Annotated in this window: 13 protein-coding genes; 7 read left to right on the top strand and 6 right to left on the bottom strand. The window is 55.3% G+C overall.

What is annotated here, in order from left to right:
* Positions 1 to 35: 35 nt before the first annotated feature.
* The 3 genes from SM755_RS23170 to SM755_RS23160 all read right to left on the bottom strand — a co-directional run bounded on the left by SM755_RS23170 (position 36) and on the right by SM755_RS23160 (position 3,030).
* Positions 36 to 902: a hypothetical protein gene (locus tag SM755_RS23170; RefSeq protein WP_323174772.1), complete on the bottom strand. Its 867-nt coding sequence runs from the start codon at positions 900 to 902 to the stop codon at positions 36 to 38.
* Positions 903 to 956: 54 nt separating this feature from the next.
* Positions 957 to 1,244 (bottom strand): hypothetical protein, encoded by a 288-nt coding sequence (locus SM755_RS23165; RefSeq protein ID WP_323174771.1) that lies wholly within the window; start codon positions 1,242 to 1,244, stop codon positions 957 to 959.
* Positions 1,245 to 1,368: 124 nt separating this feature from the next.
* Positions 1,369 to 3,030: a sulfatase gene (locus tag SM755_RS23160; RefSeq protein ID WP_323174770.1), complete on the bottom strand. Its 1,662-nt coding sequence runs from the start codon at positions 3,028 to 3,030 to the stop codon at positions 1,369 to 1,371.
* 126 nt (positions 3,031 to 3,156) lie between these two features.
* Between SM755_RS23160 and SM755_RS23155 the strand changes: the two genes are divergently transcribed.
* The 5 genes from SM755_RS23155 to SM755_RS23135 all read left to right on the top strand — a co-directional run bounded on the left by SM755_RS23155 (position 3,157) and on the right by SM755_RS23135 (position 6,436).
* Entirely contained in the window at positions 3,157 to 4,182 is a 1,026-nt protein-coding gene (locus tag SM755_RS23155; RefSeq protein ID WP_323174769.1) for a lysylphosphatidylglycerol synthase transmembrane domain-containing protein, read from the top strand.
* Between the two features lie 173 nt (positions 4,183 to 4,355).
* Entirely contained in the window at positions 4,356 to 4,835 is a 480-nt protein-coding gene (locus SM755_RS23150) for a metal-dependent hydrolase (protein ID WP_323174768.1), read from the top strand.
* Positions 4,836 to 4,904: 69 nt separating this feature from the next.
* The gene (locus SM755_RS23145; protein WP_323174767.1) at positions 4,905 to 5,435 is read left to right on the top strand and encodes a VTT domain-containing protein; all 531 of its coding nucleotides are present in this window, start codon (positions 4,905 to 4,907) and stop codon (positions 5,433 to 5,435) included.
* Positions 5,436 to 5,637: 202 nt separating this feature from the next.
* Positions 5,638 to 6,000 carry a hypothetical protein gene (locus SM755_RS23140; protein WP_323174766.1) on the top strand — a complete coding sequence of 121 codons (363 nt, stop codon included), beginning with the start codon at positions 5,638 to 5,640 and terminating at the stop codon, positions 5,998 to 6,000.
* A gap of 190 nt (positions 6,001 to 6,190) precedes the next feature.
* Positions 6,191 to 6,436, top strand: coding sequence for a hypothetical protein (locus SM755_RS23135; RefSeq protein WP_323174765.1), 246 nt, complete (start codon positions 6,191 to 6,193; stop codon positions 6,434 to 6,436).
* Positions 6,437 to 6,870: 434 nt separating this feature from the next.
* Here the strand turns inward: SM755_RS23135 and SM755_RS23130 are convergent, their stop codons facing one another.
* Both SM755_RS23130 and SM755_RS23125 read right to left on the bottom strand, forming a co-directional pair.
* Positions 6,871 to 7,803 carry a hypothetical protein gene (locus SM755_RS23130; protein WP_323174764.1) on the bottom strand — a complete coding sequence of 311 codons (933 nt, stop codon included), beginning with the start codon at positions 7,801 to 7,803 and terminating at the stop codon, positions 6,871 to 6,873.
* A gap of 264 nt (positions 7,804 to 8,067) precedes the next feature.
* Positions 8,068 to 8,829, bottom strand: coding sequence for an FkbM family methyltransferase (locus tag SM755_RS23125; RefSeq protein ID WP_323174763.1), 762 nt, complete (start codon positions 8,827 to 8,829; stop codon positions 8,068 to 8,070).
* A gap of 311 nt (positions 8,830 to 9,140) precedes the next feature.
* On the opposite strand from SM755_RS23125, the gene SM755_RS23120 reads away from it, so the two are divergent.
* The gene (locus SM755_RS23120; RefSeq protein WP_323174762.1) at positions 9,141 to 10,229 is read left to right on the top strand and encodes a TrmB family transcriptional regulator; all 1,089 of its coding nucleotides are present in this window, start codon (positions 9,141 to 9,143) and stop codon (positions 10,227 to 10,229) included.
* A 48-nt stretch (positions 10,230 to 10,277) separates the two neighbouring features.
* On the opposite strand, the gene SM755_RS23115 is transcribed toward SM755_RS23120, so the two are convergent.
* Positions 10,278 to 11,498 (bottom strand): MFS transporter, encoded by a 1,221-nt coding sequence (locus SM755_RS23115; RefSeq protein ID WP_323174761.1) that lies wholly within the window; start codon positions 11,496 to 11,498, stop codon positions 10,278 to 10,280.
* 1,393 nt (positions 11,499 to 12,891) lie between these two features.
* Here SM755_RS23115 and SM755_RS23110 point away from each other — a divergent pair.
* Complete coding sequence (locus SM755_RS23110; protein ID WP_323174760.1) at positions 12,892 to 14,118, top strand: orc1/cdc6 family replication initiation protein; 1,227 nt, start codon at positions 12,892 to 12,894, stop codon at positions 14,116 to 14,118.
* The last annotated feature ends 924 nt before the right edge of the window (positions 14,119 to 15,042 follow it).

Genomic DNA, 15,042 nt, shown 5'->3' with positions numbered 1-15,042 from the left:
CGGTATGAGCGACAATCAATTACAGGGATAAATCGTCACTCGACTTCGAGCCACGGTACCTCCATGAGCGGCGGGATATACGTCTCGATGTGGTGTTCCCAGACGCCTTGCTCACCGAAGGCTTCGCCGTGGTCGGCCGTAACGATGACGCGGCCATCGAGTTCGGAAACCAGGTCGGCGACGGATTCGAGTGCGATTCGGAGGTTTTCCTCGTAGAGTTCCAGTGCAGTTTCGCGGGTACCGTTCTTGACGAGTTCAGTGGGGTCGAGTTCGAGCCAGAGACCAGCCTTCTGTGCGAGTTCGCTGTCCTCGAGTCGGCTCTCGACTTTCGGGCGGATCGTATCGCTGAGCGAGGAGAGCGTGCCGCCGTCGGAGACGGTATCGGTTTCAGCTTCGGCTTCCTCCTGTCGCCGGATGCCTTTCTGGATCTGTTTGAGTTTCTGCCCTTTTCCGCGAGAGAGATAGGGAGCGTGGGGCTGCATATAGTGGAGTACCGTTCGGTCGGCCTGTTCGACGGCGGACTGGTTGGAATGGAACGCGTCTGCGATGCTTTCCGGTGGGACCGTTCCGAGGTCGTCGTCCCAGCCGGATTTCCAGACGTCGAAGACGGTCTCGATGTGATCGGATGCGGTCCACTCGTAGTCGCAACTGGCCCCCCACTTGAGCTCGTTCAGCGGAATCCCCAGATCGTTGATGAAGGGATTCCCGGAGAAGTACGCGAGGTCGTGCGTTCCGGTGAAGGTTCGAGACGCCCATTCCGGCGTTGATGACCCGATACTGCGGCGTTTTTCGAGTGTCCCATCGAGGTACTCATCGTATACCTCGCTGAATACGTCGTACCGACACGCATCCAGCACCAGACAATAGTCCCACTCCGATTCGAGGAAGTGCTGGTCCTGCATCGATTAGGGGCACCTTTCGAGTCGACCTATGTATTCTTATTGGTGTCGAGACAGTCACTGCAGGAAGGAAAATAGCGGCGAGCGACGCGAATACGATTGTTTCACGGTAACGTGGTTCTGCGTTCGATCGCGGGGAGAACCGGACGAGTCGGCAACGGCGAGGGCGCTCTTACGGAAGAAGGCGGATGGCTGCGATGAGAAGAACGGGGAAACAAAAGAGTAAGAGGATTCCACCGATGGATAACAGTTCGGGCGGAAGAAGCGCAAAAGCCGGAGGAGAAGGATAGCGATCAGCAACATAATAATAAGATTAAGACGATGGACGACTGGTTCGTTATCCATTAGTGGTGAAAAGTAACCGAACAAACATAGCCGTTCCGGTGACGAGTTCAGCGCCACTGGCCGGCGCGTTCCGTCAGGCCGTTCGCGTAGCGCGACCAACGATATCGCGGTCGACGCTCGAACGCTACTCGAGGTATCCAAGTTCGCGCAAGCGCTCGCGGGTCTCCTCGTCGGCGTCGTCTAGCCCGGCAGTATCGTCGTCGGTCTCGCTCGGATCGATCCAGGCGCCGCCGGCAGCCTCCTCGAACCGGGCGAGCGCTCGCTCGGTCGCCGCGACGACTGCGTCCGCCGCCGGATCGACTGGTGTTCCCTCGGCGGGGTCCTCGTCGAGTCGGTACCCTTCGTCCGGAATGCGGTCCGCACGGACGTACTTCGCATCGGTGCTGCGAGCGGCCCGTAGCCGCGAGTAGGCCCGATGGTCGTCGGGGAGTTCGATACCGGCTTCGCTCGCCTTCTGTTCGAGGTGGTGGGTTTCGATGACCGGTTGTGCGTACTCGATGAACGCGTAATCGGCGTCCCCATCCCGGTCTCGATCTCCAGCCCCGTCGGCCACCGGGTCCGTCTCGTTGGCGAGCGCTTGCTCGCGGACAGCGCGCTGGCCGGGGTCCAGCTCCGAATCTGCTACAGTATCGAACGACCGGTACGAACTCGACAGCAGCGACCGCGTCGGGTCGCGGGCGAGCGAATCGCCGTTCTCTCCCCCGTCACCGCTCGCACCGTCGCCGCCGGCGAGGTTGAGAGCCGCGGGATCGACATCGAGCGCATCCAGCACCGTCTCGTGAAGATCGAGTAACTCGACGAGTTCGTCCCGTCGATCGGCCGCCAGCTCCGGGTGTTTCACCAGCAGTGGGACGTTGACGAGTTCGTCGTAGAGGGCGAACTCGTGACCGTAGAGGTCGTGTTCGCCGTGGAGTTCGCCGTGATCGGCACAGACGATGACCGTCGTCTCCTCCCACTGGCCGGTCTCGCGGAGCCAGGCGAACAGCCGCCCAAGTTCGGCGTCCATGTGGGCGATCTCGGCGTCGTATAGGCCGCGGATGGCCTCCCACTCCTCATCGTCGATATCTCGCGCGCCCGAGTTGAACTCTTTTGAGTTCTGGCAGACGGAATCGGGATCGACGCCGGGAGCGAACTCGGTGCGGTACTCCTCGGGTGGGTAGTACGGCAGATGGGCGTCCATCAGGTTGACGAATGCGAACCAGCCCTGGTCGCTGTTGCTGTCGTCGATAAAGGACTTGGTCCGGTCGATGACCGCGGGCGTCTTCGAGTCGGCACCCTCGCCGCTGGCGAGTTTGGCGTGGGCCATCGCGCCGACTCTGACGAGTTTCGAGGCCAGTTGGCGGAGGTAGTCGTTATCGTTGACGGCCTGCCACGCGCTGGCCAAGGGACCCGAGAGAACGTCGCCCGGGAGGACTTCGAAAAAGGAATCTTGGTCGTCGAACCCGTCAGTGAGCCCGGTGTAGGGAGTAATCCAGGCGTTCGAAGAGTAACACGCCGTATCGTAGCCCGCAGCAGACAAAATCGAGGCGAGTGTCGTTTCGTCTTCGAGGTACGGACTACCCTGGTCTGCGCCGTGCTGGCTCGGGTAGCGGCCAGTAAACAACGACGCGTGGACCGGCAGCGTCCACGGTGCGGGCGCGATTGCAGACTCGAAGACGGTCGCGTCCTCGGCGAACTGCGACAGCGTCGGTGTCGTCTCCCGCTCGTAACCGTACACGCCGAGGTGATCCTTCCGGACCGTATCCAGAACGACGAAGAGGACGTTCGAGTGACGAGTCCCGTCCATTACTGAAGACACTCGTCCCAATCCTGATAAAACGATTGAAGCGTCTATCGTCGGCAGATGGACGAATCAATCGACATCCCTCGGACGAATCAGACGTTTCAAGTTAGCTACCGAGAGAAAGTCAGTATGGACGAGCGAAATCGGCGAGCGTTCTTTCTCGGCGTCGTCGGAACGCTGATCGTGTTTGCCGTCCTGCTCTTCGTTGTCGGGGCAGAGCGCGTCATCGACTCGCTGCTATCGGCGGACCCGATGTTTGTTCTCGCGACATTCGCACTCGCATTGGGGTGGTTAGCCGCCTGGAGCCTCATGCTTCGAACCGTCCTCGGCTCGCTCGGGGTCGAGATTCCGGTCGTCACGTCGTTCTTCGTCTACGCCGGAGCCGTCTTTGCGAACAACGTTACCCCGTTCGGCCAGGCCGGCGGCGAGCCGATTGCGGCGTTGCTCATCTCGAAGGTCTCCGACTCCGAATACGAGACCGGTCTCGTCAGCATCGCGAGTGTCGACGTGCTCAACGTCGTTCCCTCGATCTCGTTGATCCTTATCGGCGTCGGCTACTATACGACGACCACGACCACCGCTATCGGCGATCGACTCGAGACGGCCGTCGGCTCAGCCGTCCTCTTGATCGGCGGAATCGTCCTCGGCATCGCGATCGTCTGGCGATACAGAGAGCGCATTATCGATCGCCTTCCATCGATCATCGCTCCGTACGCCAGCCGGCTCGGGTTTGTTCGCTTCAACGCCAAGCAGTTCGAAGCCGACCTCACCGAACGCATGCGCCGATTCTTCGAAAACGTCGACCGCGTCGCAACCAACCGATGGCGACTCACCGCTATCGTCGGTCTTTCGCTCGCCGGGTGGGTCTTACAGGCAGTCGCACTGACCGCAGCGTTCGCCGCGCTCGGCTCCAACGCCCCCTTTTCCGTCCTGCTTTTCGTTATCCCGCTTGCCAATCTGGCCGGTGCCGCGCCACTGCCGGGCGGACTCGGCGGTATCGAAGCTGCCTTCGTCACGCTTCTCGTACCCACAACCGGTATTGAGGCTCCGGTCGTTACCGCAGCCATCCTCATCTTCCGCGGCGCAATCTACTGGATGCCGGTCGTAATCGGCGGCCTCTCGGTTTCAGCGTTCGGCGTTCGCACGCTCCGATAGCTCTCCGGTCTCCAGGTACAGAGAGATACCCCAGACCCCACGGCCATCACTGCTGACAGGCACAGACAACTGCCACACAGCTCCGGCCCCGTCCCGGAACCACGGGATCACCGACCCCCAACAACCGAGACGTTAATCCCCGTTCAGTTCCCAACTGCTGCTACCGAGCCGCTATGTATCGTGGAGGCCACGCCGGATTCAACGCACTGCTATACGCGCCGTTCGTCCCACTCGTCGCACGAACCTGGTCGCTCGAACTGGCCATTCTGGGTGCGGTCATCGCCGTCGCCGTTGCAAACCTTCCGGACATCGACCAACCCCTCCCCTGGCTCAACCACCGCGGACCAACACACACACTCTGGTTTGCCATCCTTATCGGCATCGTCGCCGGAATCGGAACTGCGCTCGTCGTCTCCCCCACTCGATCCGTCTTCATATTTGGCTGCGTCGTCGGCACCGCCAGCATCCTCGCACATCTCGCCGGCGACATCGTCACTCCCATGGGACTAACCCCACTTAGCCCGCTCACGCACAAGCACGTGACGCTCAACTGGTTCAAATCGAAAAATAGCTACATCAATCGCGTCGTCCTGCTCGTCGGAACCGCTGCACTGAGTATATCCCTCATAGTGACGCTCAGTCACTCGTTGTAGCTATCAGTCACTAGATACCCTGAAAAGACACCACTAAGGCTTACCTACAAGACCTCCAACAACCACCCAATGCAGCCGTATCCCTTGCAACTTGAGGAAACACCAACCTGGCTCGAGTCACTCTTCGCATCCGATCTCGCGTTCGTCGTCCTGTTCGGCCTCTGTCTCCTCGAAGGCGCAATGCTACTGCGCTTCATGCCCAGTGAACTCGTCGTCCCCGCGGCACTCGCCCTGATCGGTTCATCGATCCCCAAGGTACTCACTATCGTCGGGATCGCAGTCATCGGCACGACTATCGGGCAATTCTGCCTCTTTATCCTCGCCCGCCACACCGGCCGAGACTACATCATCCAGAAACGATGGTTTCCGCTCACGGAATCGCGGCTCGACCGATTCGACGCCTGGTTCGATCGCTGGGGCGCCCTCGCCGTCGCTGGAAGCAATACATTGCTGTTCGTCCGCGGCCTGCTCACCGTTCCCGCCGGCCTCTCCGAAATGGATAGTCGCTCGTTCGTCCTCCTCTCCGCACTCGGATCGCTGTCGTTCCAGACAATACTCGCCATCCTCTACCTGTTCGGCGGCTACCTTCTCGCACTCTAGTACAAACCGATATCGTATCGCAACCCCGTCCCAGCAACGCCGACACTCACTCTGGTCCGTCAACCCAAACCGGTTCTCTCGTACCGAATCCCTCGAACGCAGTCACACTGTACGACCACTAGTAGCCACACCACCCATGTGAGCCGTTCTCAATAGCATAAGCAAGGTTAAACGTAACTTCGACTATCGCTAGTCTCCACTAATGGCAGTCGACACAGTTCCTCAACAGATAGTCGAGCTCGATCCGCCAGATTCCCCACCGCTACGGATCACTGTTCTCCTTCTGTGGTTTATTGACATGGTCGCTGCAACACTTTTCTTCCTCGTCCCCTATGCAACCGAACTCAATCCGATTACCGTTCTCTTCTTTAACATCTTCGGATTGGCCGGTGTCCCTCTTGCAGCAGCACTCTACGCGCTCCTTATCGTCTTCATCGGACACATCCTCTCAGAACCATACGACATTCAGTTCGCCCTCGCCGTCGCTTCCCTCTATACGCTCCTCGTTATCAATAACGTCCTCTTGCTTCTCTTGGGCGAACCACTCCTGGCCCTTCTCGCATAGCCACCGTCGGAAACAGTACCCACAACTCGAATCGCCATCACAACACCACCACAACTACACTCACACTTCGAGATCGTCACCATAACGACTCGACGACAGTCTCTGCTCGCTGCCTCGACACCATCTTATTGATCACTCACGCAGCAAGTTCGTGCACGAGACTTACGACCACTCGTCCCCAAGTATCCCCATGGAAACACCACCTGAACTCGAGGCCGCCGCAGGCGAACAGGATGAGATTACGATCACGAACAGACAGTACGACGAAGAACAGATTATTGCCGTCGACTTCGGGCCCATCTCCGGCGAGCCAACACTCGACATCGTCGGCGACACGGCGATCGTTGTCGTCGATGGGTCCCAGTTCGAGTTCAGTATTCCCGCAGATGCAAACGACGTGATAATCAACGATGGCATCCTGACGATTACGGCATAATCGATCGTGGCCCACCGACGGAACCACAGACACACCGCGTTTCCGGTGGAAGTCGACGTCCGAGCGTTCAAACGGAGTAGCGACTCCCGCTGAACGCTGAAGGGCAAGATAATCCCCGGATTTGCTCGGATCGGATCTGATCGGGCACACAAAAATCTTTGCTCGGGTCGAGGCCGTTCAAGTACGCAATAATTGAAGACGCAGTAATTGAAGGCGCAGTAATTGAAGGCAGTTACAACATATTTGAGATTAAAGTGGGCTCACAATTTGTGGAGGTGTTACGACCACAAGCACTCAGACAGGTTTTCCTAAGTGGTCATATCGTACAGCAATAGATTCGGCTGTGCGGCGGGCATCGAAACGACAGCAGAGGAAAATCCCTCAAAGGCCGATGATTTACGGGAAGAATGGGTACTGTGTGATCTATGAATAGGTCATTCGAAGAGTTGTTTATTCGGGAAATCAGTTAGGTGAGAGATCGTCGAAGAGAGATTTGATGCGTTCACATCTCCGTTGGACAACAAGTAGTTTTCATCCAAATAGTAGCGGAGGTCGCGCTCGATTCGTGGTACCAGTTCGTCTGCATCGGTTTCGAAATAGGATAGCGCACACGCCGATCGAATGCCCGGGAGAACACTGCCGCTAGATAACTCCGTCATCTTGGAGATATTCGCCTCGGATTTGAGAACTGAGCGGGCGTTCTCGATTTTGTCCATCGTCCAAAGGGGATGGTCCGGAAAGGTATCGTAGAGGCGGCCCAGTGGATGCAAATTGACGGGTTGGTAGGAGAGTTCCTTTGCCCACCGTTTCTGTGAGTGAGAGTAGACGTGAAAGAGCACTTCATTTCTGAGAAGGTGCCAATATCGTCGGTTCCGTAGTATGAGTGTAGCCGAGCGTCGGGGAGCCGGCCTGATAAAATGTTTAATCACCCCGTCGCTGTGAACGCGGAGATTCGATCGGAGCCCATCAAGAAACCGCCAGAGGTCGTCCGCTATCTCGGATGACTCCGGTACGAGTTCAACTGCAGCCCCCGCAAACAAAATCTGATGGTTCAGCGTCCGGTCGAACGACAGCGAACGGCCGTTGATTTCGATCCGCTCCCACAGACCCACCCGTTCGTTGAACGGATGGATCGAATAGACTTCTTCAGCGGTGTTACTAGCGTCCTGCCGGCCCAGTAGTTCCCCGGCCAGAGATAATGCTCGTATGGGTTCAGCCTGACCAACCAGGCCATTACAGGCATCTTTTGCGTCCGTTTTTCGACAATAGAACGTATACCCATCAGGCCGATTCGATTTCTGGAGAAGAAAATCAGTTGCGCGATCCGCTGCCTGGTAGTACGTTTCGTCACCCGTGATTTCGTACACCGTTGAAAGGGTTGTCAACCAATGGGCCGTCGTTCTGACCGGAGTTTCGGGCTCATCGTACGCGTAATTCCGTCCAGGTGGGAATGATCCATCATCTCGCTGATAGTGAAGAGCAGAGCGTGCACTTCGTTCTAAGAGTTCGTGGACAGAGATTTCGGGATGATTCGATCGCGACTGTTGCGTCCCCATCTTCTTAGGGGTATACGAGAGTGTCCAATAAGAGTTCTGAGGACGGATGACTGATTCCAGACCGGACTGCAGACGCTATTTCCTCGCAACGAGTTGCGTCTCTCGCGAGCGGGTCCGAAGCAGTTTAACGGTATACCCGTTGCTGGTAAGAAGGTCGACGATGGGTTCGCTGTCGACGTACCGTTCGTGTACTTCACAGAAGATAGCTCGGCACGATTCCAGTGCAGTTTCAAACCCGCGGAGAACGTCGTATTCGGCCCCTTCAACGTCGATTTTCATCACCGTTGGGCGAGGGAGATCGTGTTCGGTCAGCGCCGAATCACCGGTCGTAACTGGCGCAGAACAGACAGTATTTGCATCGTCGTGGTCTGTTGTTGTGAACGTCCCCACGCCGAGTTCATCGTCGAACCGATCCGGAATACAGAGTTCGGTCGTCCCAGATTCATTGCTCAGTGCCGTCTCGAGTACTGTCGCATCGACATCGTTCATGCGACAGTTTTCCACCAGCCGCAACGCAGTCAACGGATGGGGCTCGATGCTAATTACGTCCGAAACACGCTGCCCAACATAACACGAGTGAGTCCCGATATTCGCACCGATGTCCCAAAAGACGTCCGCCGGCTCCACTTCATCGAGAAGCCGGTGAATGAGAAATGATTCGTTTTGATAGTCTCTAGCGCGAAGATATTCCCGAAACGTCTCCGTATAGAACGTCGCCGAAACGCCGGCAACAGTATTCGTGTGTGTATTACCGGTTAATCGGTGTCTCGTCTGAAGATATCGCCATTCGAGGTGGGTTTGGGCTTCAGACGCTAGTTGGTCAACAGCGGTATGCATAGTCTTGAGGCACAGAATACCGACGATTGTGTATCTGTCACGGCGGCTCTCAGGCAAAAGTCCACGCCGAAGAGCGCCAAAAAACACGGGCAAGCATTCGCACAGTCAGTCGCAGTGTTCGCACAATCAGTAAACCGCGGTTAGCGACGGATGGAGCGCAACGCACAGTAGTTGACGTTTGTTTGTGGTCTATCCGTCTCCAGCGCGATCGGTACCGACGATGAACAGCCGACCCGAACCCGCAATACCGGGTCTAATCACGGCTTCCGTGCGGGAGTTTATACGTCTGCCCGGACAACTTGCTGGCGTCAATGGAGACTGATGAACTACTGACTGTCCTGGAAGACGCCGGATTGTCTCCATACCAGGCGGCTGCATACGCCACTCTACTCGAACTGGGCACTACGTCCGCAAGTGAACTCGCATCGGCGAGTGACGTGCCTCAACCACGGATTTACGATGTCCTCCGGACACTGGACGAGCAGGGATACGTTACCGTCTACGATCAGGATCGCCTGTATGCGCGGGCGAACGATCCACAGAACGCCCTTACTGAAATCAAAACAGCGATCCAGCAGTATAAATCAGCCATCGACGAAATCGAAACCAGATACCAGGAACCCGAACGACGCGACGGGAACGTCAGTCTCGTCCAGCGGTTTCGAACCGTCTTCGACCACGCGCGTGATGCGATTACAGACGCTCGCGAGCATATTCAACTAGCCGCGACGCCCAGCCAATTTACCACTCTTCAACCGCTACTTCGGGACGCCTACGACCGCGACGTTCACATCCACCTCTCGCTCTACCTGCCAGAGGACGACACTTTCACCGTCGACAAAGCCGAGTTCGACGGCGTCTGTACCGAAGTTCGCCATCGTGAACTCTCAGGGCCGTTTCTCGTATTAGTTGATCGAGAGCGGGCGTGCTATGCGACGCCGAATCGACTCCCGCAAGAATACGGTGTTCTCATCGATGACTACACGACTGCATACGTCTTCCATTGGTACTACCTGACACGGCTCTGGGAAGTATATGAACCGATCTATACCGATCGGAGCGACAATCCCCCCTATTCGTTCGTCGAAATCACCGAATGTATTCGTGCTATCGAACCGCTCATCGAATCGGAACGGAGAGTAACGGGCCAGATCACTGGGGAGTATACTACCACTGGACGTGAGTGCCAACTCACTGGCCAGTTCGTTGCCGTCAATTATACCGGATCTCAATCAGAGACGGACGGCACATCACTCCTGAAACTCGCTGCTGAAGCCCAGATTCAGTTTGAAACGACTGAAACAGTCTATACCGTTGGTGGGCGCGGCGCATATATCGAGGATATCGCTGCCAAACGCTTCACGATCGATCAGGTTGAGACTGAGGCCAGCGGTTCGTAAATACTGAGACGACGATTTATAAGGAACGCAACACGAGTTCGCCGTGGGTCAGGCGGTTGTTTCGTTGTCGTGGGGAGCGTGGGTAATTGTCGGGACGATTCCGGAGAACACGACGATGAGAACCGCCAAACCAAGGGCGGGGACAAACGCCATGCGCAATGACGATGTCTCTGCAATGAGACCAATTGCGACTGGACCAATGGCGAATCCGGCGTAGCCTGCGGTTGAGACGGCAGCGATCGCCGGTTCCGTTGGAGAGTCGGGATCGAAATTACCGGCGAGGCTCAACGCGACCGGCATAATACCGGCTAGGCCGAGTCCCAGGATACCGAAGCCGATCAGTGAGAGGACAGGTTGGGCGAGGAGCGTGACTGCAACGCCGGTAGCGGCGACGGTTGCAGTGAGGCGAATGAATTGTGTTGGACCGACCCAGTCGACGATCCAATCGGCGAGAAATCGTCCAACCATCATCGTAAGAGAGAACGCTGCAAAGCCGAGCGCAGCAATCGTTGCGGAAGCATGCGCGCTTGTTTCGAGGAAGACAGCACTCCAGTCATTGCCGACACCCTCGATGAACAGGGCACAGAAGCCGATAGCGCAAAAGCCAATGAGTTTTCGGGATGGCAATGTAACTGTTGGTCCAGCATCTGTGTCAGGGTCCTTTGGGTATAGCCACAGGCTTGCTACAACTCCAATAGTGAGGAACGAAGCCCCTACGAGCGCGAAATGAGCCCGAACGGAGAGATCCACGCTCGTCGCGATCGCACCGAGTCCTGCACCGATTAGCCCGCCACCGCTGAATAGTGCGTGGAAGCTACCCATGATCTGCCCTGAATAGGACTGTTCAATTCGGACGCCCTGAGCGTTCGCTGCGACATCGATCAACCCCTTTCCAAAGCCGAAGACGAGGAGGATGCCGACAAGCATGGCGAGTCCATCAGCGAGCGCAATAATCACGAGTGTAAGGCTATAGACAGCGAGTCCACCTCTGATTACGTGTCGCCCACCATAGTGTGAGACGAGAATACCACTTGTTACCAGTCCGATGACGCTTCCGGTTGCAAGTCCAAGCAGTGCGATTCCAATGTCCCCTTCCGAAAGGGAAAGAGCAGAACTCACGGCAGGAATCCGAACTGCCCAGGTTGCGAAAACTGCACCGAGGATACTGAAGATGATCGAATTGGCAAGGCGAGCTCGGCGAGGAGAAGATTCTTCTGACGTGGTGAGAGCCCCTACTATCGAGACAGAACTGTTTTTTCGAGAAGCCATCAGTCACTGGTCAGTAATACACGCCAATAAGACTTGTCAACATTAGTAACAACACCCGTTGTTAAACGCACCGTCCATAGCTCGATTACCGAGACCGGTTCCCAAGATGATGGTAAATTGCGGACATGAATCCGTATCGAGACGCGTGAAGACCACGTGTGAGAGATAACTAACAAAATTAGCGTAACGGAATCAACTGCACTCTCAGCAAGCAGTACCACTCGACCAATCAGTGCCCGATTCTTGTCAGTTTCCCGTCTCTACTGATCAGAGTTGATAGCTGCTAGTCGTCGATAACAACCCACAGATGAAATCGTTGCAACAACACACCGGATTTCCGGTGGAATCCCAACGAGATGGAATCGCTCCCAGACTAGACTCAGAAGAGGATCCAGTTTAAAGGGATTTGCGGCACAGCAGAAAAGACGAGTTCAAAAAAGAGAGACACTGCAAGATCAGAAGAGAACGTTGAAGAGAGTCGACTATACAGCGGTTAGCCTGCGATTTTCACCGGAAACCAGGTGTCCAAAGAGGCCATGATGGGATATTCAGATGTCGACAAGAGAAACGGTTCAAAAGAGGAATCACTGCTAAGCGGTCAAGGAGGAGAATACCGAAGACTGCATGATCTATTATAGGGACTACGTATTTGGCTATCAGTAAATCCTCTAAGAAGTAATATACCGAGACGCACACACCGGGTTTCCGGTGAAATGCAAGAACAGAGAGGAGTGACTACTGTTCTGATCGGCAATCTAAGCAGAGATGTTCCGAATAGAGGTGTTCAACCGATTACTGAGTCTCCAACAGAAGTTTCTGCTACCACTGCAGACACACACCGGGTTTCCGGTGAAATAGGGATCTAGAACGGGGAGGGGACTAGAAGTATTCTCTCATTAAAACAGATGGTTTTATATATGTACTCTGAGTAAAGCCCATTGATTCAGTCGCAAAGTTTAGAGGTGACGTTGTCGCCGATAGTGGATTTTTCCAATCGAAAGAACTACCGTATCTGCTCTGATATCGGCCGTTTCTGTTTGGTGTTCTGAACTCTTCTGGCAATTGAACTTCCCGTTGTTGAGCTTCGAGTTCGGTCTCTCTTTGGCGTTGAAAAGCCTCTTCTTGCTCTTTCACTCAGTTCTGTTTCGTTGTTTTTCATTATCTCGTCTCCGTTTGTGGCTCTGTCATTTGGGGACTGTTGATTTCGAACTCGTTTCACCCCTATTTCATCTGGACCGCTCTGCACCATTACACCCATTTCACCGGAAACCCGGTGTGTGTGTCTCCGCGAAAACCTTCTTTTTGTCTTTGCCCGTCTCTCTGCATATTGACCGCTCTCCGCACCAGTGACGAAACGTTCAAGATGTTTCACCGGAAACACGGTGTCCAAGGTATGTCTGATTCCGACGATCTCTTTATTCGGGAGGATCCAATCTTCGTCAACAAGGAACTCCTCGAAATTAGCCATCTCCCGGATGAAGGCCGGATTGTCGGACGTGACGAGGAAATCGGTCAGCTTGCAAATGCAGTTAATCCTGCAATTTTCGGCCAGAGTCCGAGTAACGTGCTGATATATGGCAAAACTGGAACCGGGAAGTCGCTCTGTGCTAAGTACGTTTCCCGACGACTCGTTGGAACGGCCGAAGAGGAAGGTGTCGATGCCGTCTTTGCCTACGTTGATTGTGCACAGGATACAACTGAAACGCAGGCCGTTCAGACAATCGCGAGTTCAGTTAACACGGAGGAGACGGAGATCTACATTCCGGACAAGGGGATCAGTACGGCGACGTACTACAAGCGGCTCTGGCGAATTCTCGACCAGGAATATGATGTCACGTTGATCATCTTAGACGAGATTGACAAACTTGAGGACGACGCGATTCTTATGCAACTTTCGCGGGCGGGCGAGGCGGGAAAGGTAACCGATTGCAAGATCGGTGTCATGGGAATAAGTAACAAGATCAAGTACAAAGATCGGATGGACGAACGGGTCAAGTCGAGTCTCTGTGAACGCGAGTTCGTTTTTCCGCCGTACAATGCAGGGCAACTCAACGAAATCATGGCTGCACGAAACGATGCGTTCCGGAATGGTGTTCTCGAGGATGCAGTTATTCCGCGTGCAGCGGCGCTCGCAGCACGAGAGCACGGTGATGCGCGAAAGGCAATCGACATTCTTCGGTATGCCGGTGAAATCGCACAGGCCAAGGGAGCGGAGACCGTTCGCGAAGAGTTCGTCGTGCAAGCGCGCGAGCGCGCGGAAGTCGATCGGTTCCGCGAACTCATTCGTGGGTCGACGCCCCATTCTCGATATGTGCTCCAGGCATTGACAGTGCTGTCTCTTGAGCACAATCCCGAAGGGGCATACAGTGAGGCGGCGGATGAGACCGATGGCTTTCGAACCACACGCGTGTACGATGTGTACGAGCAAATCTGTCGGCAGGAAGGTGCGGATACGCTCTCGCTTCGCCGCGTTCGAGATCTGTTGAAAGAACACGCGTTCCTGGACATCCTCGAACAATCTAGGCATAGCGGTGGCAGTGCCGAGGGGAGCTATACAGAGCACACGCTCCTAGAGGACCCGGAAGTCGTCCGCGATGTCCTTGCTGAGACGGTGTCGTAAGTAAGCACGTAAGGGTGGAATCTACTGGGCCGTTATCGTTACTCTCTATACTATTGTTCGTCACTCGGAAGCCTTGGAAGTTCAGTTCGCTCATCGATGGTGAACGCTCAATTCACCGGAAATCCGGTGTGATCAGTCTCCAGAAGAGCAGGTATCCCCCGTTCAGTCCGTATATTCTCTCCGCACCATTTCACCGGAAACACGGTGTGTTAGTTCGAGGGCAAAAGAACTCTACTCGCTGGGTGCAGTCCCGCTATTCACCGGAAACCCGGTGTCCCTATCTCTTCTCAGAGTGAACTCAGGAAAGACGACTCTTCTCTATCCTTTGTCCGATGCAAGGAACGTCGTTCGGGAACGATGAGGTGACTCGGAGAGATGGTAAATCAGTCGATGAAATACTCGCTGCTATACGCGTAATCGAATTGATCCTGAGCACGAACTCGTCCTGACGTCGGTCTCAGTATTTCATGGGGCCTCTTCAGGTGATATGACGGCAAACAACTACGAAATAGCTCGCAAGTGTAAGTATTCCCGGTAAAAGAGCACCACGATAAATTCAGTAGAAATCAGTGGGCTATCTGAGGGCTACGTATGCCTGCGACGCGTCTGGAAATTGCCAACTGAGCTAAAACTGATCTAAATCTCTCTCGTTGTCATCAGTTCCGGTACACGCTGCATCTCTTCGCTCATCGTTACTATCTGTTTTCTTTGAGAGTGGCTCTATTAGACACGGTTGGGACTCACTCTCTTTGAGGACGCAGTTCGTAGGCCTTAAGTAGGAACCGGGGTCTACAAAGTAGTAGAAGGAGATGAGGACTGCACCCCTCTGGTCCGCCAGAAGATGCGGTCTGATGTAAGCCTTGGTAGTTCGGTGACGCCCGATCGGTTCACGATCGCGGCCGCTCACCGAACGTGGACCCATTT

It is taken from the genome of Natrialba sp. PRR66 (genome assembly GCF_034808065.1).
Lineage (GTDB): Archaea > Halobacteriota > Halobacteria > Halobacteriales > Natrialbaceae > Natrialba > Natrialba aegyptia.
Note: the sequence above shows the minus strand (reverse complement) of the source record. Positions and strands in the feature narration are given on the sequence as shown.